The 18,989-nt window shown below is 34.3% G+C and carries 18 protein-coding genes; 6 read left to right on the forward strand and 12 right to left on the reverse strand.

Going from position 1 to position 18,989, the window contains the following annotated elements; translation table 11 throughout:
- Nucleotides 1–5: 5 nt before the first annotated feature.
- Entirely contained in the window at nt 6–545 is a 540-nt protein-coding gene (locus tag AC5SR4_RS10035) for a DUF4136 domain-containing protein (RefSeq protein ID WP_495356114.1), read from the reverse strand.
- A 106-nt stretch (nt 546–651) separates the two neighbouring features.
- Nucleotides 652–813: a C1orf53 family protein gene (locus AC5SR4_RS10040; protein WP_495356115.1), complete on the reverse strand. Its 162-nt coding sequence runs from the start codon at nt 811–813 to the stop codon at nt 652–654.
- Between the two features lie 93 nt (nt 814–906).
- Between AC5SR4_RS10040 and AC5SR4_RS10045 the strand changes: the two genes are divergently transcribed.
- Genes AC5SR4_RS10045 through hemL form a run of 3 tightly spaced genes read left to right on the forward strand, consistent with a single transcriptional unit; the run spans nt 907 to nt 3,911 of the window.
- Nucleotides 907–1,818 (forward strand): 1-aminocyclopropane-1-carboxylate deaminase/D-cysteine desulfhydrase, encoded by a 912-nt coding sequence (locus tag AC5SR4_RS10045; protein WP_495356116.1) that lies wholly within the window; start codon nt 907–909, stop codon nt 1,816–1,818.
- Between the two features lie 4 nt (nt 1,819–1,822).
- Complete coding sequence (locus tag AC5SR4_RS10050) at nt 1,823–2,611, forward strand: glucosaminidase domain-containing protein (protein ID WP_495356117.1); 789 nt, start codon at nt 1,823–1,825, stop codon at nt 2,609–2,611.
- Between the two features lie 13 nt (nt 2,612–2,624).
- Nucleotides 2,625–3,911, forward strand: coding sequence for a glutamate-1-semialdehyde 2,1-aminomutase (gene hemL / locus AC5SR4_RS10055; protein ID WP_495356118.1), 1,287 nt, complete (start codon nt 2,625–2,627; stop codon nt 3,909–3,911).
- Between the two features lie 88 nt (nt 3,912–3,999).
- On the opposite strand, the gene AC5SR4_RS10060 is transcribed toward hemL, so the two are convergent.
- From AC5SR4_RS10060 to AC5SR4_RS10085, 6 genes are all read right to left on the reverse strand, one after another.
- Entirely contained in the window at nt 4,000–4,464 is a 465-nt protein-coding gene (locus tag AC5SR4_RS10060) for a DUF4890 domain-containing protein (protein WP_495356119.1), read from the reverse strand.
- 117 nt (nt 4,465–4,581) lie between these two features.
- Complete coding sequence (locus AC5SR4_RS10065) at nt 4,582–5,796, reverse strand: hypothetical protein (protein WP_495356120.1); 1,215 nt, start codon at nt 5,794–5,796, stop codon at nt 4,582–4,584.
- A 344-nt stretch (nt 5,797–6,140) separates the two neighbouring features.
- Entirely contained in the window at nt 6,141–8,189 is a 2,049-nt protein-coding gene (locus AC5SR4_RS10070) for a response regulator (protein ID WP_495356121.1), read from the reverse strand.
- Between the two features lie 66 nt (nt 8,190–8,255).
- Complete coding sequence (gene lysS, locus AC5SR4_RS10075) at nt 8,256–9,947, reverse strand: lysine--tRNA ligase (RefSeq protein WP_495356122.1); 1,692 nt, start codon at nt 9,945–9,947, stop codon at nt 8,256–8,258.
- 119 nt (nt 9,948–10,066) lie between these two features.
- Complete coding sequence (locus AC5SR4_RS10080; RefSeq protein WP_495356123.1) at nt 10,067–10,504, reverse strand: DUF1573 domain-containing protein; 438 nt, start codon at nt 10,502–10,504, stop codon at nt 10,067–10,069.
- Nucleotides 10,505–10,613: 109 nt separating this feature from the next.
- On the reverse strand, nt 10,614–11,669 hold the full coding sequence (locus tag AC5SR4_RS10085; protein WP_495356124.1) for a helix-turn-helix domain-containing protein: 1,056 nt from the start codon (nt 11,667–11,669) through the stop codon (nt 10,614–10,616).
- 388 nt (nt 11,670–12,057) lie between these two features.
- Between AC5SR4_RS10085 and AC5SR4_RS10090 the strand changes: the two genes are divergently transcribed.
- The 3 genes from AC5SR4_RS10090 to lipB all read left to right on the forward strand — a co-directional run bounded on the left by AC5SR4_RS10090 (nt 12,058) and on the right by lipB (nt 14,006).
- Nucleotides 12,058–13,035 (forward strand): glycoside hydrolase family 43 protein, encoded by a 978-nt coding sequence (locus AC5SR4_RS10090; protein WP_495356125.1) that lies wholly within the window; start codon nt 12,058–12,060, stop codon nt 13,033–13,035.
- Between the two features lie 84 nt (nt 13,036–13,119).
- Complete coding sequence (locus tag AC5SR4_RS10095; protein ID WP_495356126.1) at nt 13,120–13,278, forward strand: YqaE/Pmp3 family membrane protein; 159 nt, start codon at nt 13,120–13,122, stop codon at nt 13,276–13,278.
- A 29-nt stretch (nt 13,279–13,307) separates the two neighbouring features.
- Nucleotides 13,308–14,006 (forward strand): lipoyl(octanoyl) transferase LipB, encoded by a 699-nt coding sequence (lipB, locus tag AC5SR4_RS10100; protein WP_495356127.1) that lies wholly within the window; start codon nt 13,308–13,310, stop codon nt 14,004–14,006.
- On the opposite strand, the gene AC5SR4_RS10105 is transcribed toward lipB, so the two are convergent.
- The 4 genes from AC5SR4_RS10105 to rnhB all read right to left on the reverse strand — a co-directional run bounded on the left by AC5SR4_RS10105 (nt 14,003) and on the right by rnhB (nt 18,877).
- Nucleotides 14,003–14,374 carry a hypothetical protein gene (locus AC5SR4_RS10105; RefSeq protein ID WP_495356128.1) on the reverse strand — a complete coding sequence of 124 codons (372 nt, stop codon included), beginning with the start codon at nt 14,372–14,374 and terminating at the stop codon, nt 14,003–14,005. The genes lipB and AC5SR4_RS10105 overlap by 4 nt on opposite strands.
- Before the next feature lie 45 nt (nt 14,375–14,419).
- Nucleotides 14,420–15,469, reverse strand: coding sequence for a nucleoid-associated protein (locus AC5SR4_RS10110; RefSeq protein WP_495356129.1), 1,050 nt, complete (start codon nt 15,467–15,469; stop codon nt 14,420–14,422).
- Nucleotides 15,470–15,769: 300 nt separating this feature from the next.
- Complete coding sequence (locus AC5SR4_RS10115) at nt 15,770–18,202, reverse strand: ribonuclease HII (RefSeq protein WP_495356130.1); 2,433 nt, start codon at nt 18,200–18,202, stop codon at nt 15,770–15,772.
- 75 nt (nt 18,203–18,277) lie between these two features.
- Nucleotides 18,278–18,877, reverse strand: a complete 600-nt coding sequence (rnhB, locus tag AC5SR4_RS10120; RefSeq protein ID WP_495356131.1) for a ribonuclease HII — start codon at nt 18,875–18,877, stop codon at nt 18,278–18,280.
- Between the last annotated feature and the right edge of the window lie 112 nt (nt 18,878–18,989).

Raw genomic sequence — 18,989 nt, forward strand, 5'->3', positions numbered from 1 at the left:
ATGTGTTATTGTTGCATGCCAGGAGGGTACTTTTCCATAATTTTAGAAACAAACTCCTTAATTCTAGCTTCTTTCTCTTCCATATTATGTGTTAAGTATCCTGTACCCATACCTTGCCAAACAAGTTCTTTTTTATTAGCGTCAATTAGGTCGATGTAAAGAACACCTTCAGTAGAGCGCGAAACGGTGTTGTAATTGTTCCAATACCAAGGGCTCCAACCCCAACCATAGCCATAAGGGCCAAAATTGTTGTTATAGATATTCACTTTTTCACGTGATTTGGTAAAAAGACTTACCAGTAAATCTGGGTTTTCAGATTTAGTAAAGCCTTTAGCCAAGAGTTCCGCTTCAATGGCACGTAATATTCTGCGCTTATCTAAATCGCTAATTTCTGCTTTGTCTATACCTGTTTTATAGAATGCAAAAGTTTTGTATTCACTAAAATTTACATTCCTGTCATAATCAGTAGCAACTCTAACAGAACTGCAAGATACTACCACAATTAGCAAAGCCAAGAGCGGCAAAGTTTTTAATAATTTTTTCATAGCTACATAAAGTTTATTAGTTGTAAAATTCTTTAACATCACACTTTTAAAGCGTTTTTTTATTTATAATAGCATCAATAATCATACCAAGCAATCTTGCTAAAATTTATCGCAACGCACCGGTTTTCTTATCAAAGCCATAGGGGCAATGTCTACAACCACTCTCGCAACAATAACCTCTTTTTAATAGATATTGCTCTGTAAAGCAACGATAGCCTTCAGGGGTGAGGTAAAAATCGCCTTTCTCAATCGGTATTATTTTTTTCATGTTATAACAAAGATAATGTATTTAAACATTATTTTTAAAAGCGCCTATACCCGATTCTTATTTTAAAATATTTTTTAAAGTATCTTCGCATTCATGGTTTTCAATATAGAACATAGCGTAAATCAACAAATCAAATTTCCTAATAGTAGTAATGTAACATTGTATCTAAAAAGGGAAGATGCTATTCATAAAATCGTCTCAGGAAATAAATACCGAAAGCTAAAGTATAATTTAAAGGAAGCCTATAAAAAGCATTATAAAACCTTATTAACATTTGGTGGTGCCTATTCAAATCATATTGCAGCTGTTGCTTCGGCAGGACAATTGTTAGGTTTCAATACCATAGGAGTTATTAGAGGAGAAGAATTGAGCACAGAAATAGAAAATAACCCAACGCTAAGCTATGCAAAGCAGTGTGGTATGCGGTTTAAGTTTGTTACTAGAGCAGACTACAAAAGAAAGAACGAAACCAGTTTTATAGAGAATTTACAAAACACTTTTGGTCATTTTTATCTGGTGCCAGAAGGTGGAACCAATACGCTTGCTGTTAAAGGCTGTGAAGAGATTTTGAGTGAAGCCGACAAAGATTTCGACTATATATGCTGTGCTGTTGGTACTGGAGGGACGCTTTCGGGTTTAATAAATTGTTCAAAACCTAGTCAACAAGTTTTAGGATTTCCTGCCTTAAAAGGAGACTTTTTACAGCAAGATATTAGTAAATTTGCAAAGAAAACCAATTGGGACTTAATTAACGATTACCATTTTGGAGGTTATGCAAAAATAAATACCGAGCTGGTAACGTTTATTAATCACTTTAAAAAACAGTATGGTGTTCCACTAGACCCTGTATATACAGGTAAGATGATGTATGGCGTTTTTAATTTAATTAAAAATAATTATTTTAAAACAGGCTCAAGAGTTTTGGCCATTCATACAGGTGGGCTACAAGGTATACCAGGTATGAATGGTATGTTAACAAAAAAAGGATTGCCAATAATAGAATAGAATTATGAATAAATTAGGGTTAGTAATATGTTTAGGATGTTTGTTTTTTAGTTGTAAATCCAAAAAAATAGCTACAACACAAAAACCAAGGCATACAACCGAACGTGTTGTTATAAAAGAAAACCCACCAGCCAAGGAACCCAATAAAGTTGTTAACAAGGTTTATGCAAATGATACCGAAGCTTATATAGATACCTATAAAGACATTGCAAAAACCGAAATGCAATTGTACAATATTCCTGCAAGTATTACCATTGCCCAAGGGATTTTGGAATCAGCTTCAGGAAAAGGACGACTATCAATAGAAGCCAATAACCATTTTGGTATAAAATGCCATGAATGGACGGGGGACCGTATTTACCATGACGATGATAGAAGCCAAGAATGTTTTAGGAAGTATATCGATGCCAAATACTCCTTTAGAGATCATTCATTGTTTTTAAGTGAAAGAAAACGTTATGAAGGACTCTTTAAATTAAAGAAAGGCGACTACAAAGGATGGGCCAAAGGACTAAAAGCGGCAGGCTATGCAACAGATAGAAAGTATCCAGATAAACTTATAAGCCTTATAGAGAGATATGATTTACATAGGTTTGATGAGGAAGTTTTAGGCAATCATTACGAAAAAGAAGTAGCTGTTGCTAACAATAACAATACTGTTTATATAGTACAAAAGGGAGATACCCTTTACTCCATTTCAAAAAAATATAGCACAACCGTACAGGCCATACAGCAGCTTAATGGGCTAAGCGACACCAATCTTAGTATAGGCCAAGAGTTGATAATAAAATAAACACATTTTTTAGATGATTTATAAACGAAGTAGTGCCTTGTTTGCACAAGCAGAAACCGTTATTCCTGGTGGAGTAAACTCTCCAGTAAGAGCATTTAAAGCTGTGGGAGGAACACCCATTTTTGTAAAAGAAGCCAAAGGCGCTTATTTGTATGATGAAGATGACAATAAGCTTATAGACTATATAAATTCTTGGGGACCCATGATTTTAGGGCATGCCCACCAACCCGTTGTAGATGCCGTTGTGGCTAAAGCCCAAAAAGGTACATCGTTTGGAATGCCTACAGAAATAGAGACCCAAATAGCCCAGTTGGCCGTTTCTATGGTACCCAACATAGATAAAATACGATTTGTAAACTCTGGAACAGAAGCTTGTATGAGTGCCGTAAGATTGGCCAGAGGATTTACAGGGAAAGACAAGATTATAAAATTTGCTGGTTGTTATCATGGGCATAGCGATTCATTTTTAATTCAAGCAGGAAGCGGTGCCGTAACTTTTGGAACCCCCAATAGTCCTGGTGTAACCCAAGGTACAGCCAAAGACACATTACTGGCAGAGTATAATAACATAGACAATGTAGCCCAACTTATAAAGGCCAATAAAAATGATATAGCATGCATTATTATAGAACCCGTAGCTGGTAACATGGGATGTGTGCCTCCCAAGAACAACTTTTTACAAAAGCTTAGAGACCTTTGTGATGCCAATAATATATTATTGATTTTTGATGAGGTTATGACGGGTTTTCGTTTAGCAAAAGGGGGTGCTCAAGAACTTTATGGTATTAAAGCCGATATTGTTTGTTTTGGAAAGGTTATTGGTGGCGGACTGCCCGTTGGGGCCTTTGCAGCACGTAATGAGATCATGAGCCATTTAGCACCCTTAGGTCCCGTATACCAAGCCGGCACATTAAGTGGTAACCCTTTAGCTATGGCAGCAGGATTGGCAATGTTGACAGAGCTTAATAACGATGCTAACATATTTAAAAGATTGACCGATAAAACTGAGTACTTACACAAGGGAATAGCAAAAGTATTAAATGAAAACAAGGTTACGCATACCATAAATAGAGTAGGTTCTATGATCTCGGTACACTTTGATGGTGCTGAAGTCATCGATTTTAAAACAGCAGCAAAAGGTAATAACGAAACCTTTAAAGCCTTTTTTCATGGTATGTTGAATGAAGGTGTTTATATAGCCCCAAGTGCTTTTGAAACTTGGTTTATTACAGATGCTTTGTCTTATAAAGATTTAGATGCTACCATTATGGCCGTTAACAAAGTAGCTAGCACCTTATAAAAAAAGCGTACCTGTACAGGTACGCTTTCATCAACAAACTATAATCAATAATTAACCAAATAAGTATTAATTACCAACTACTAAACAATCATCTTCGCTTTTTAAATCCATCACCTTTTTTCATATTAGCCATTTTGTTAGCCATTCTTTCACGAGATTTTTCCCACTTTACATATTGCTCACTACTTAATATGGTTTTCATATTAGCTTTCATGGCAATTTGGTCATCTAAACGTGCATTCATCATTTCAAGGCGTGCTTCTTTTGTTGGTCTTTCCAAATCACCGTTAGCTCTTTTTTCCCTAAAAGCTTCCATCATATCTTTACGTTTCTTGGCATTTTCAAGATTGATCTTATAAATAGCTTCTTGTTGCGATTTATTTAAGTCTAAATGTAAGGTCATTCTTTTAGTCTTTAGATTAGCAGCTTCCTCTGGGGTAAGCTTACTCATTCTATGGGCCATATCCATTCTGTTTGGCCTATCTTTTCTTTCTCCCTGCGCAATGCCTTGTATAGAAATTAAGGCCAGTGCTAGTATTAATAATTTTTTCATAGTATAACAGGTATTGTGTTTAATTACCTATAAGACTTTGTGAAATTAAAAAGGTTTAAAAGCAGTTATAATTTTAACTGTAAGTTAACAAACAACAGTTTAAAAAAAGCAAAAGCACTATTTAAGAATGGGAATTTTTATGCTAACACAAGTTTGAAAATCGGGAGCATTGTTTACACGGAAATCCTCATTGATGTATAGTGATAATAAAAATTTAGGATGTCCATAGGTATATATAAAAGTCCAATACGATAAAGCACGGTATAATGTAGAGATACCGTGTTGCCAACCGCCATTAATTTCTTCCCATTTTCCAATGAGCCGATAATAGGAACGCTCTTTTACCTTGTTGTATCGCGATTGAATTTGATAATTGGCACTTATTGAGTTAAAGTGATTTCTTTTTGTATACTTTGTTAGTTCTATGCTCCCTTCAATAGTTGCTAAAAACGGATTATTTCCTAAATCCACATTATCCTTAAAGTCAATAAGATTTTTATGCAAAACGTTCATACCTACAGCCGTATTGAGCTCATAATTATTTTTTAGCTTAAAGACTTTAATAGCATTTGCAGACACACCAAAATCTAAAGAGGTATTGTATTTAGAAGTGTTAATGCCCAAGTGACTTCCAAAATTCATATATATACCCTTGGTGTTGTTAATATCCAAATTAGGATAGTAGTAATGGCTAAATTCAATACCATTTATCAAGAAATCGTTGTTGTGCAATTCCAGGACCTTGCCATTACGGTCGGTGTATTTAAAGTTTAGTTTGTTTAGTCCATAATAGCGTCTGCCATAGGGGTCTTCACCACCAGCAATATTACTGTGGAACCACTCCAAAAATTCATCACTTGTAAACAAAGAAAAAGGGTACTTGCCTTTAGTAATTAAATTAGTGCGTAAAGTTACACCCAACTCTTGCCTTTTTGTTAAAGGCATATTAATTCCCAACCGAAACTCTTTAATAACCGCATCAATAACAATGTTCATATAGTCTGCAGGAGTTTGCTCTTGATTTATAAAGTAAAAATTTCGGTGGTACCAAATAAGTTTACTTTGTTCTTTTCTTACCTCGGGATCTTTAGGTATGTAGGTCTCTACAAAAGGTTGAAAGTTGTTGCCACTAATAGAGCTAAAAGAAACAGTAGTGTTTTTAGGAGGAGCAAATTTAAAATTCTGGTTAATACGTGCACTAAAAATACCAAAATGATGTGTAGCCAATATACTAGGCCTGTCTATACCGTTTTTAAACAGTAAACTATCTTGTTGTGCTGTTAAAACAAAACAAAAGCATAAAGAAATTGTAAGGGCAATTTTTTTTAGCATTCCGTAAAAATATATAAAGTTTTTTAATTGTTTTAGGGAAGTGTATTATTGAAATATTAAGGGTGAAAAAAGCAGTTTAAAAAGCATGTTTTCTTAAATAATTAACATTTGGTAGTACTTGGTCTTAAATAAGTTTTAAAATTTAAAATTATAATGTTAAACATTTCTAAATAACTTCATAGATTAAAAATTAATTACAAATCTTTGCACTGTAGTTAATTTGAGGACATATAATTTTCGTCAAAAAATTTCATACTTTTTATTGAAGATTATTTAGTTAATAAATTAAGTTTAGTTGGTTAGTTTGTAAAAACCCGGTGATTCTAAGTTACCGGGTTTTTTATTTAATCGTTATTAAAATGAAATTGTAACAGCTTATATAAATGTTCTTTTTTAAATGGCTTTGTTAAGTAGTTGTTCATGCCATTTTCAATAGCTTTATTTATGGCATCGGTAGTTACATTGGCAGAAAGTCCAAAAATCACCACATCCTTATCCAATTTTCTTATAATTCTAGTCGCTTCCCAACCATCCATCTCAGGCATATGTATATCCATAAATATAAGTTGGTACCTTTTTTTCTGTATCCTATTTAAAGCGATTTTTCCATTTTCGGCTGTATCGGATTTTAAGCCAATATCAAGCAGGAACTTTTTAAGTACCATAATGTTAAGTTTATTGTCATCAACAATTAAAACGCTTAAATCAGAAAAGTTAATATTTCTTTTGGTATCGGCAAGCGTATCTTTTTCATAAGCTTTAGTAATATTAAAAGGTACCGAAATAGTAAATTTAGTGCCTTTTTTATGTTCGCTTTCTACAGAAATATGGCCACCCATTATAGTTAGTAAATCCTTAGAAATGGCCAATCCCAATCCACTGCCATCATATTGTTTCTTTATACTATCTTCAATTTGCGTAAACCTATTAAAAATAGTGTCAATTTTATTTTGAGGTATACCAATACCCGTATCTTGAATGGTGATGTTTATCTCTAATTGGTTTGCTGTAACAGTTTCAGAATAAGATACTAAAACACCTCCCTCTTTAGTAAACTTCAATGCATTTTTAAGGATGTTGTTAAGTACCTGTAAAAGTTTATTTAAATCGCCAGCTACATAAGTGCCCGTTACATTTTTAAAGTCGGTTTTTAAATAAAGCCCCTTTTTAACAAACAAAAACTGGTTAACTTCAACAAGCTCAGTTATTTTTTTAAAAGGGTTAAAAACAACCGTTTCCAATTCGGTTTTTCCAGATTCTATCTTATCTATTTCTAAAATGTCGTTTACTAAGTTTAGGAGATTACTTGACGACTTATCCATTAAATCTACATACTCCCTATGGGTTTTACTTAATTTCCCATCCTTTAAAAGTTCAATAAATCCAATAATGGCATGTAAAGGCGTACGAATTTCATGGCTCATATTAGACAAAAAATCAGTTTTAGCTTGCGAAGCCTTTTTAGCCCGATTCTTTTCCTGATTTAATTTTTCATTGAGTTGAGTTAATGCTAAATTAGAAGCAATAGCTAATGATGAGGCTTTTTTGATTCTTAAATAAAAGTAAACAAGTAACGCTACAATAAGTGCTAAAAATAAACCAACAGAATAAGCTATATTTATAATGTTTTTGCCCTCGGCCATAAGTAATCTATTAGTAGGATATACCTTTAAATGCCACAATTGTTTATCTGCTACATCTGCTACTATGTTATTTGAATAAACAATATTCTTATTGGTTTTAAGTTTAATGTTTTTGTTAACTTCATAAAAAAGGGTGTTTTCATCATCAAAAAGTTCAATCGCATATTGGTCTTCAAGATAATCAACGAATCTGTCAAATTTGGTATTAAAATCCATGCCACCCGTTATGGTTCCTTGAAAGGCATTGTTAAAATATACAGGCACATCTACTAAAAAAGCATGACCGTTTTGCGTTAATTTTAGCCAAGAAGTAATATTGGTTTTTCTACTTTTTGAATGTTTAATCCATTCGTCCCTACGGTATTCTAGCTTAGAAATATTTAAGTTTAAAGCTTGCTCATTGCCCTTGTAAGGATTTATTTTTTTTATAACCATAGAGCTGTCAATCCACTCAATAAATTTAAAGGATGGATTTTGCTGCAGCAATAGTTCGGCGTCATGTTCCCAATTTTTAAAATAGCTTCCATTGGTAAATTCCAGCCTGCTCTTAACATTCTCTAGTCTAGAGATGTCCGATTTAAGTATTTGGCTAAACTCATCAGATAACAATTGTCCTGCATTGTATAAATCCTCTTTAATAACAGTATAGTGGTTATTTATGGACTTTAGGTATATAGAGGTAATAACTGTTACAAGAGATGTAAAAGTGATTATAGGAATAATAATGTCTGAATTTATTTTCTTTATCATATACTACCAACCACTCTTGTTTTTTGTAAGAGCTAAAGATAACTTTTTATGTGGAATAAGAGGCTATTACGCGATATATTCAACCATTAAATGGTCGTCTGTTTTAACCACCTTGGCTACTTTCTTGCCTGTTAATCCTTTAATGGTTTTGTCCCATTTTTTGTTACTTAAACCAGATTGCTCTTTAAGGGTATTTAATGCTATAGGCGAGTTGGCTTTAAGTGCATCAAATACGGCCTTTTCGTCCTCGTTTAGTTCTACTTGCTTTTTCTCAGGTCGCATTTGCGGGAAAAACAAAACCTCTTGGATAGATTGATTGTTGGTTAAGAACATAACCAAACGGTCCATGCCTATACCCATACCCGAGGTAGGGGGCATTCCATATTCTAAAGCACGTAAAAAGTCGTAATCAATAACGCCCGTAGCTTCATCATCTCCCTTTTTAGCCAATTCTATTTGGTGCTCGAAACGTTCCCGTTGGTCAATGGGGTCGTTCAACTCAGAATACGCATTTGCAATTTCCTTACCACATACCATGAGTTCAAAACGCTCAGTTAATTCCGGATTCTCGCGATGTTCTTTACATAACGGACTCATTTCTTTGGGGTAATCAGTAATAAAGGTTGGTTGAATATAATTTCCTTCACACTTTTCACCAAATATTTCATCAATAAGCTTGCCTTTGCCCATGGTATCATCCACTTCAATACCCATTTCCTGGGCAGCAGCCCTAATTTCTGCCTCCGTTTTGCCCGTAATGTCAAATCCTGTAAAGTGCTTAATAGAATCTGCCATGGTTACCCTAGCATAAGGCGCCTTAAAATCTATCTCATGCTTACCAAAAGTGGCTTTTGTGGTACCATTAACTGCTATAGCACAATGCTCTAACAAGCGCTCACAAAAATCCATCATCCAGTTGTAATCTTTATAAGCTACATAGATTTCCATGGCCGTAAACTCGGGGTTGTGGGTACGATCCATACCCTCGTTTCTAAAGTTTTTAGAAAACTCGTACACCCCATCAAAGCCACCAACTATTAAGCGTTTTAAATACAGTTCGTTGGCAATACGCATGTACAGCGGAATATCTAAAGCATTGTGGTGTGTTACAAAAGGTCTGGCAGCAGCACCACCAGGAATAGACTGTAGCACAGGTGTTTCTACCTCAAAATAGCCAGCATCATTAAAAAATTGGCGCATGGCGTTAAAAAGTTTAGTACGCTTTACAAATACGTTTTTAACCTGTGGGTTTACCACCAAGTCGGCATAGCGTTGCCTATAACGATGTTCAGGATCTGTAAAGGCGTCATATACCACACCATCCTTTTCCTTAGGTAGTGGCAGCGGCTTTAAAGCTTTACTAAGTAAGGTGAAATCTTTAACCTTTACGGTTTTTTCACCAACTTTAGTGGTAAACAAAACCCCTTCAATACCTATAAAATCTCCAAAGTCCAATAGTTTTTTAAAGACTTCGTTGTACTTGGTTTTGTCATCTCCAGGGCAAATCTCATCACGGTTAAAATAAACCTGTATTTTACCTTCAGCATCCTGTATTTGTGCAAAACTGGCTTTTCCTTGAACTCGAATAGACATTAAGCGCCCAGCAATAGTAACCTGTTTGCCTTCTTCAAACGCATCTTTAACCTGTTTGGAGTTAAAATTAACAGGGTAAAGATCAGCTGGGTAGGGGTTAATTCCTAACTCGCGTAGTTTGTGTAGTTTTTCTCTTCTAACGATTTCTTGTTCTGAAAGCTGCATGCTAATTAATTTTAAATACGGTGTTTTGTTACAGACGCCTGCAAAATTACACTATTTTCAAAATATTAGCATACAACTTATGGGTAGATTTTAATTTAGGAACAAAAAGAAAAGGAATCTTATTTAGAGGCTTCTTCCAATTTTAAAACTTCACCTTTAATTCGCAGTAACTTAGCGCTTTCTGAAGCATTTGATAGTACTGTGATAGTCTTTTTAAACATACCTATTCTGTTGGTGGCATATTTTACTTTAATTTCGCTGGTTTCGCCAGGCATTACAGGCTCTTTGGCGTAAGAAGGTACGGTACAACCACAAGAGGTTTTCACGTTTGTAATGATAATAGGAGCCTTGCCCGTATTGGTAAATTTAAATGTACGCTCGCCATTATCGTTTTGGTGAATGGTACCATAATCTATAACATCCGTTTCAAAAGTTAGAACACCAGCATTTTTATTAGCTGTTGCATCTTGAGCAAAGTTTGTTGCGTAAACAAATAAGCATAATAGCAACGCTATTCTAGAGGTTGCCGTTTTTAATGTGTTGATTGCATAATTCATAATGTTTTGTTTTTTGATTATCAATGTGGCAAACATCACAAATAAATTGCCAAAAACACAGAAAACGAAGGTTTAAATGAGTACTAGTACCAGGGTTGATTTTTTGTAACTAACTGTTAAATAATGATTTAATTTCATCACGCGATTGCACGTTCAGTTTCTTGTAAATATTGTTTACATGGGTTTTAACTGTACTTAAACTAACAAAAAGAGCAGAGGCAATTTCTTTATTAGACTTTTCTTCAAGTAACAAGCCAAGAATGTTTTGTTCCTGTTTAGTAAGCTGTTCCTTAGCTTTGGTTATGGTTTTTGTTTGTTGGTTTTTGCGGGTTAACCAAAACCATACATTACCAATAATAGATAGGCCTAGGGTTAAGTACAGTAAGTAATCCCAATTAAAATTAGAACTATCTAGATTATCAATTATATATTTATCAGAATTTAATTCGGCCCGGTATTGCTTGGTATAGGATGCATTGGGGTATTGCTCATTAAGTCGGGTTAACAAGGCATCGTAGTACGGGTTTCTTTTTAGGTCTTCTAAATAATGCTCATGTAGATCGTTGCGCCTATCCGATAAAAATGCATAAATATAAAGTTCTGCAATAGGCTCATTAAGCTTTTCGCCAAAATCCTGTAAGGTTTTAAACCATTTTTTATTGTTAAGCTTGCGGTTTGCTTCACTTCTAAACTCACTAAAAGCAAATTTCATTTCTTCCTTTAGCGAATCTATCCTAACAAAAGCAGATGCTTTTTCGTTGGTGGAGTTAATGTCGCAAAACATTTGCTTATCAAACGAAAAAGGAAATACAATGGTATCGTTGTTTTTTGCTATAAATACCACCTCCCTGCTATCATCGCAATACCCATCAAAGTGGTTTTTGTTTTGTTCCTCATCAAAACAATTGTCAACATGAATTCTGTAAATTCTATTATCACTTTCCAGTTGGTTGCCCGTAAAATGAAAGTACCCCAAGCTATCGGTGGTTACTTTGGCAATAATCTGTTCAAAATACACTCCAGAAATCTTTCGGTAATCCTCAATAATAGAGAGGTAAACATTATTGTGCCACTGCTTATTATCTACATGGCCGCTAAAGCTGTACTGCGCTTTTACAGTAAAAGACGCCAATACAAAAAGCCACAAAAGCATGTTTGTTCTCATGCTACTAAACTACTATAATTTATTTTAAAATGAAATATAGAAAGTGCCATCTGCCAAAAATAAAAGTGCTATTGCTATTTTACAAAATTGTGGGACTATTTGGGACTAAATGGGACGATTTGGGACGATTTGGGACTAATTGGGAATACCCCCTAAAAAAAGGAGTGTTTTGTTCGAGGTTTGTTCGAGGTTTGTTCGGGGATTGTTCGGGTGTATTTTTTTAAGATGGGGGTTTGGCTGAAGAAAGCTAGGTTTAAAGTAGGAGAAGTGTGGAGTAAATACTAAAAAACACAACATCCTTTTTAAAACAAGAAATATTATTGATTTATAGTGTTATGTGGAATTTAGTTACGGAAAGATTATATTTAACCAAATAAACAAAACAACTATGAAGTTAATAAACCGTACCATTTGGGGTTACACTATTTGTAAATTATTATTGCTACTACTAGGTGCAATTACAGTATTTGGGTGCAAGAGCCAAGACAATGAGGTTTACCTCTTTTCATATTTTAAAGACAATGGCGCAGATGGGTTGCATTTGGCAGCCAGTACCGATGGTTACCACTGGGAAGCACTTAATAATGGCGCCTCTTTTTTAACCCCCCAAGTGGGAAATGATAAATTAATGCGCGACCCTTGTATTATTAAAGGGGGCGACAATAAATTTCATATGGTATGGACGGTAAGTTGGAAGGAAAGGGGTATTGGCTATGCCAACTCTACAGATTTAATTCATTGGTCGGAACAAAAATACATTCCAGTAATGCACCACGAGCCCAAGGCAAGAAATTGCTGGGCCCCCGAGTTGTTTTATAATGAAAGTAAGCAAGAGTATCTAATTCATTGGGCCACGACCATTCCGGGTAGATTTAAATTAACAGACACTTTGGGAGACTCTAATTATAATCATAGAATGTACTATACTACAACCAAAGATTTTGTGAATTTTACAGATACTAAGTTGTTTTACGACCAAGGTTTTAATGTTATTGATACGCACATAGAAAAAGAGGGCGATAAATACATTATGTTTTTAAAGGATGAAACGCTATTGCCACAACCCGAAAAAAATATTAGGGTTGCTACAAGTGAAAGATTAGAAGGCGGGTATTCCAGCCCATCAGAGCCCATAACCCCCAATTGGGTGGAAGGTCCTACAAGCATGAAGATAAATGGAGCGTGGATTGTGTATTTTGATATGTACCGACAACATAAAATGGGAGCAGTAAAATCTGCCAATTTAAAAGACTGGATTAATATTTCTGAGCAAGTTACGTTTCCTGAAGGTACCAGACACGGCACTGTTTTTAAGGTAAGTGAGCAGGTTTTAAATAATATAAAAGCATTGAATGCTACTAACTAAGTGTTTTTGTGAACCTAAAGTTGTAACAATTTAAAGGGAGTGGCGTCAAGTTAACGTCATCAATCAATTAAATTAAAAATTAAAATGAGTTTCTGGAGAGTTTTACTGTCTATAATATGTCCGCCTCTAGCGGTTTTAGATAAAGGCTGCGGTTCAATTTTTATAGTGTTCTTATTATGGCTTTGTGGCTGGGTACCTGGGGTTATTGCAGCCTTGGTTATTCTTAATAATCCAAAGAATTAAAACTAAAAAATATCGTAATTTTGCAGTCTATGAATAAGCAAATTGAACTGCAGGATTTAGGGCTTAAGGATTATAAGCAAACGTGGGATTACCAAGAGGTGTTGTTTAAAGGTATTGTAGATACCAAAGTTAAGAACAGGCGTGAAGACACAAGCCTTAAAACCAATAATTACTTCTTGTTTGTAGAGCATCCGCATGTATATACTTTGGGAAAGAGTGGCGATGCAGAAAACATGCTTTTAAATGAACAGCAACTTACCGAAAAAGGGGCAACGTTTTACAAGATTAATAGGGGGGGCGATATTACATACCATGGACCTGGTCAAATAGTTGGATACCCTATTTTAGATTTAGATAACTTTTTTACTGACATACATAAATACCTGCGTTTTTTAGAGGAAGTAATTATTTTAACGCTTGAAGAATATGGTATAAAAGGGGAACGGAGCACTGGTGAAACAGGGGTTTGGATAGATGTTGGTACACCTTTTGCCCGTAAAATATGTGCTATGGGCATACGTGCAAGCCGTTGGGTTACCATGCATGGTTTTGCATTGAACGTAAATACTAATTTGGGATATTTTGATAATATTATACCTTGTGGTATACGCGGTAAGGCCGTAACGTCTTTAAATGTGGAGTTGCGCCAAAGAACAATTAATGAAACAGAGGTAAAAGAAAAACTTTTAAAGCACTTTACAAATCTGTTTGAAGCTGAGTTTTTTTAATTGCATACAAAGTTTGGTGACTTCCAGATAATGACATCATTCTCCATAATGGTGGTGCTGAATGTATCATCACCAACAAAGCCCAATACTTCACCTTCGCAATTATAAACAACATAGGCGCTATTACATGTAGTGCAACAATTACCTAGAATAAATATGGTATTGCCATTGTAATCGGTCTGGGAAATGTAAGCCTCGCCAGACAGCCCCAAACTAGATGCTTTTTGTTCTTGTGCGAGATCTTTCAGCCAACCTAAGTCTTTTATAGGATTTGTAACATTACAGGTATTACTAAGATAGGCATCGTCTTCTTTGCATGCACTATATATAAATACTGCAAATAATAATAGAAGTGTTATATTTTTCATAAAGCCGTTTTAGTACATAGATGCAATAAATTGTTTATGGTTGCGTTAGTTCTCGACATTAAAGAAAACTTTGTAATAGTGCATTTTCTTTTCGTCGTCGTAACCACGCTCTAAATACTCTGCCGAGGCATCAGGTGCATCGATATCCAGTTTAATTTGTATATTGGTATCTAGCTTAATGTCAGTTTTAATCTTCTTCTTTTCTTTAGTAACAACACGTTCAGATACATCAAATTGGTTTCTTATTACAAGATTTTGTTCGCCTTCAAAAGTCTTTTTATAGTCATCAAATAAGACTTTGTGCTTGTCTTCTTCAAAAATATCATCTTTAAAGTTTTCTATATTAACCACTTCATGTTCTTTAAAAAAGTCAATTGTTTTGGCTAAAAAGGTGTTTTGTTCTTGGGCGCCGTAACTGGTTTTTAAGATTTCGGTTGAAAAGTCTTTGCAAAGTGCTATGTATTGTTGGGTGTGCGAGTTGGCATCATCTGCATATTTAATGTTTAAAAACTGATGGGTCCAATAATGCGCATCATAACTATTATTGTCAACACTAAAAACTATGGGGCCTTCAGTATCTGATTGATTTAATATTAAACAGCCTTTATCTACTTTTTTAGAACTAATGCCCTTTTGTACCAACACATCGTAGCTGTTATTTTCTAGATAGGTTTGAAAAAAGTTCACTTTGTTCTCTATTTTAAAAACACCCAGGGCATTGGTTGTTATGTCGTTAAATTCTATACTTTCAAACATAACAACCAACACATCACCTGTTTTTATGTTAGCTGATGTGGACTGCTCATATAAATGCATAACAATATGTTTTGAAACCTCTACAAAAGCCTCGTTATCATTAAAAATTTGGCTGCTATAGCTATTAATTTCATTTAATGTAATGTTGGCGTGGTGGTTAAAACGGTAGCTTTGTACTAAACTGCTAAAAGCTCTTAACATAAAGGGGAGCATAAGGTCGTAACTGGCTTCATCAAAATCAACTAATTTCTCTGAAAAGGCATTTTTAGTATCGTTAAATTTATTACCTACTTTGTGAATAATACATTTTGAAATAGAGGCATTTTTTCTTGAAATCATGGTTTGCTTTTTAATAATGCAATAGTACTAATTTCAACAGAAATAAGCATAAAAAAGAACGCCAAAGCAAAAACTTTGACGTTCAAGATTTGAGGACTTGGGTAGTGGTTAGTGTAAAAAAAAAAGTTAATGCATAGGTGTTTTATACCGAGACAGGGCTCAATATAAAAATTACCTGAGTTGTTTTATGAAATGAGATGTTGTTTAAATTGTTGATTAATAGCTGGCTTAAAGATAAAAATTCCTTTTACATATACAAAAGGTTCTATGAAATACTTTGCCAGTAGAAGAATGAAAGCTTTAATTTAATTGATACAATAAAATAGAGTTGCTTTCGCCTTTGGTTACAAATTCTAAGTTTCTGTCTTTATTAATATTGTCTAGTTGCATTACAGAGTTTCCATATACAGGGAAATTGGGCAGTAATTTTGCCTGGCTATCGTATAGGTACACTTTATGGGCCTGTAAATCGGTAATGGCCACATATATTTTGTCGTATAAGTAAAACAGTTCTGGTTGTGTGTAATTGCCGTAATCAATCTCTATGGTATGGCTTTTTATGGTAAGTTTATTGTCACTTTGGGCCACCAATGATTTGCTGGAGGTTGTAATGGCATGCTTTTCAGACAGATTAAGATTTTGGGTAGACACGCCGCCCTGGGTATCAATGAATATAATTTGGCCCTCGGCGGTTGTAGTTGTAAAAGTATTGTTGTACAAAAATACAGGCTGGTTGGATAATGTTACGGATGTTTTTGGGGTAACTCTGGTTCTACCGGTCCTGCTTAAAATATAAAGCTTGTTTTGGCTTTTTAGTACCAAGTAGTCCTTGCTACCAATTCTAAAATGCTTAGGGGTGTTGGTTATGGTACTATTGGCAGATTTAAATGTAAACCCATTTACAATGTTGGCCTTTACATTATACATCAACACGTTTTTACCTTGGGTAACCAATAGCCTGTAGTTTTTGTTCTTATCATAATCGAAAACGGCCAATGGTTGGGTGATTTCATCATTAAATATCATGGGGAATGGTTTAACATCATTCCCGTTTCTGTCAATAACATAAACACGGCTAGGTGTAGCAAATGCCAGTTGAAGTCTGCCGTTTTTGTAAATATCAATTTGTTCAATAGTGCCCAAAATGGCTCCGTTGATTTGTTTCTTCCAAAGTATTTTTCCTTTATTGGATATTAAATACAAATTGTTTTTAACATCTTGAACCACTATTTCTTTTTCTTTGGTAATGTGGTTGGTTACAAATTGGGGGTTATTTAAGATGTCGGTATCTAATTTTATGTTCAATTCTTCTGAAACAGCATTTTGTAAAGCTCTTGCCTTGCTCTTTTGTATAACACCATTTACATGTGCAAAATGAGTGTCATAAATAAACTGTAGGGCCGATGCGTTATAATCTTTTAAATTAAAAGCTGTTGTTTCTTCAAAATTAGTATTTATCGCTTGTTTTAATGTTGCTGGATTTGTAACTACTAGTAATGAAGATGCGTCGCTAAGTTGTTCTGCGATGTTGTTGAAAAAATCTTTCTCGTTTAGGGTGGTTTTGTTTTGGTAATTAGTAATAATGCTTTGCAGTAATTCCATATTGTCGGCAAACACAAAAAAGTTATCCAACAAACAATATTTGCTAGCATTTTTAAAGGTTATTAGTGGGTGGAATGTTGTGTAGAACAATTGGGGTTCACTAAAACTATAAATGTCTATTTGCCTAAAGGTTTCAATCTTGCTCTGTTCGCTAATAAGGGCATCTTCTGTAGCGATAACATCTAGTGAATTTAAAACGATGGCACGATCTTGATCTTGGTAAATAACACCCACTTCGGCCACATCATCAAACAAAGATGTGTTATTCACTATACTATCTTTTTTGTTGAAGCTAGATAGGTTGCTTATAAATGTTTTGGAATTATTGAAGGTAAAACTTAAAAAACCATCACTATTGGAAGGTGTTATGGCTTTTGTTAGGTTTTCTTGAGGGACTGTGTTTTTAAAGATGTTTATGAGACTATTGCTAGAATCGGTAGCCTTTGTAATACCATTAATGTAAATGGCATCTTGACTTATATCGGCATCTATGGCAATATAATTGGTGAATGATCTTAAGTTTAGTGAATCTTCAATAAAGAGCGTTTTTATAAATGGGTTATCGGCTTTAATAATCGCAGATAGTGTTTTGTCGTCACTTGTGGTTTTATATGTTTCCAGTAAATCTGCGTTGGTTTTGGGGCTTGAAAAAACGGTATTGATAATATTTTTTGATGATGTGGCAAAAAACACGCTATCTATTACGGTACTGTAAAACACCTGGTTGTTCAAGGTAGACTTTGTTATAGTTTTACTCTTGCTGTTAAGAGTTTCCTCTATATAATTTTTAAGGGAGTCTGTTTTAAATAGCTGCGGATAATATTTTGTAATTACCGAATATTGAAGACTGTCTTGGTCATCTTTAGAAAGGCAAATTAGCACAGTGCCTTTTGGGTTTAAAACTGTAACGGCTTCTAATTCATTCTCCAGATTTTTATAGGAATTGCTTGCTGCAAATTTTTGCAAAAAATCACTATTGTGAATATTGCTTTTTAAATTCTCAAAATTTGAAGTTTTAATAACCAAAGAAGCATCTTTAGGAACAAAATCTATAAGGTTTAAGCGATTTGTTTTGGTGTTTGTACAACTAAAAAAGAGTATTAAGAAGAGTGAAAAACAAAGAAATCTCATAAAATGAATTAGTTTTTACAAACCTACATATTTTTCGTCTAAAGTCTTATATGCTATTTGCTCAATTCTCTACCCTTAAAAATCCAATTTTAATTGTTCGGGAAGTAATCTAAAGGATTTTCTGTGGTATTTGGTTATGCCATATTTTTTAATGGCCTCGCGGTGCTCTTTAGTTGGATAACCTTTGTTTTGTTTCCAGTTATACATGGGGAATTCTTTGTGAATGGTATCCATATAGGCATCTCTATATGTTTTGGCGAGAATAGAAGCTGCTGCAATGCTTAAATATTTGCCATCACCTTTTACAATAGTTTCGTAAGGTATATTTAAATAGGGTTTAAATTTATTACCATCAACTATAATAAACTTAGGCTTTGTAGTTAGTTGGTCTATGGATTTATGCATGGCCAATATAGATGCATTTAGGATATTTATAGTATCAATTTCCTCTTGAAAAACATGAGCAACACCAAAAGTAAGAGCATCAGCTTCAATAATTGGTTTTAAGAGCGCTCTTTTGTGTTCGCTAAGTTTTTTAGAATCTGTTAAAATAGGGTTCTTAAAATCATTATTGAGTATAACAGCTGCAGCAGTAACTGGACCCGCTAAACAACCACGCCCTGCCTCGTCTGTACCGCATTCTAAATCTAAATTGGAATGATTAATTAATAACATAGGTGTAAAAATATTGTCAAATCTATAATTTTATACACATAAACAGCTATGTGTTCGTAAATAATAGTACTCTTTTTTAACAACCTTACAATAGCTATTGTAATATGTGCAT

Source organism: Aestuariibaculum scopimerae (assembly GCF_059428085.1).

Excerpts from the sequence above, each read along its gene's own strand:
- AC5SR4_RS10035 (WP_495356114.1), bottom strand. The coding sequence starts at position 545 with ATGAAAAAATTATTAAAAACTTTGCCGCTCTTGGCTTTGCTAATTGTG.
- AC5SR4_RS10040 (WP_495356115.1), bottom strand. The coding sequence starts at position 813 with ATGAAAAAAATAATACCGATTGAGAAAGGCGATTTTTACCTCACCCCT.
- AC5SR4_RS10045 (WP_495356116.1), top strand. The coding sequence starts at position 907 with ATGGTTTTCAATATAGAACATAGCGTAAATCAACAAATCAAATTTCCT.
- AC5SR4_RS10050 (WP_495356117.1), top strand. The coding sequence starts at position 1,823 with ATGAATAAATTAGGGTTAGTAATATGTTTAGGATGTTTGTTTTTTAGT.
- hemL (WP_495356118.1), top strand. The coding sequence starts at position 2,625 with ATGATTTATAAACGAAGTAGTGCCTTGTTTGCACAAGCAGAAACCGTT.
- AC5SR4_RS10060 (WP_495356119.1), bottom strand. The coding sequence starts at position 4,464 with ATGAAAAAATTATTAATACTAGCACTGGCCTTAATTTCTATACAAGGC.
- AC5SR4_RS10065 (WP_495356120.1), bottom strand. The coding sequence starts at position 5,796 with ATGCTAAAAAAAATTGCCCTTACAATTTCTTTATGCTTTTGTTTTGTT.
- AC5SR4_RS10070 (WP_495356121.1), bottom strand. The coding sequence starts at position 8,189 with ATGATAAAGAAAATAAATTCAGACATTATTATTCCTATAATCACTTTT.
- lysS (WP_495356122.1), bottom strand. The coding sequence starts at position 9,947 with ATGCAGCTTTCAGAACAAGAAATCGTTAGAAGAGAAAAACTACACAAA.
- AC5SR4_RS10080 (WP_495356123.1), bottom strand. The coding sequence starts at position 10,504 with ATGAATTATGCAATCAACACATTAAAAACGGCAACCTCTAGAATAGCG.
- AC5SR4_RS10085 (WP_495356124.1), bottom strand. The coding sequence starts at position 11,669 with ATGAGAACAAACATGCTTTTGTGGCTTTTTGTATTGGCGTCTTTTACT.
- AC5SR4_RS10090 (WP_495356125.1), top strand. The coding sequence starts at position 12,058 with ATGAAGTTAATAAACCGTACCATTTGGGGTTACACTATTTGTAAATTA.
- AC5SR4_RS10095 (WP_495356126.1), top strand. The coding sequence starts at position 13,120 with ATGAGTTTCTGGAGAGTTTTACTGTCTATAATATGTCCGCCTCTAGCG.
- lipB (WP_495356127.1), top strand. The coding sequence starts at position 13,308 with ATGAATAAGCAAATTGAACTGCAGGATTTAGGGCTTAAGGATTATAAG.
- AC5SR4_RS10105 (WP_495356128.1), bottom strand. The coding sequence starts at position 14,374 with ATGAAAAATATAACACTTCTATTATTATTTGCAGTATTTATATATAGT.
- AC5SR4_RS10110 (WP_495356129.1), bottom strand. The coding sequence starts at position 15,469 with ATGATTTCAAGAAAAAATGCCTCTATTTCAAAATGTATTATTCACAAA.
- AC5SR4_RS10115 (WP_495356130.1), bottom strand. The coding sequence starts at position 18,202 with ATGAGATTTCTTTGTTTTTCACTCTTCTTAATACTCTTTTTTAGTTGT.
- rnhB (WP_495356131.1), bottom strand. The coding sequence starts at position 18,877 with ATGTTATTAATTAATCATTCCAATTTAGATTTAGAATGCGGTACAGAC.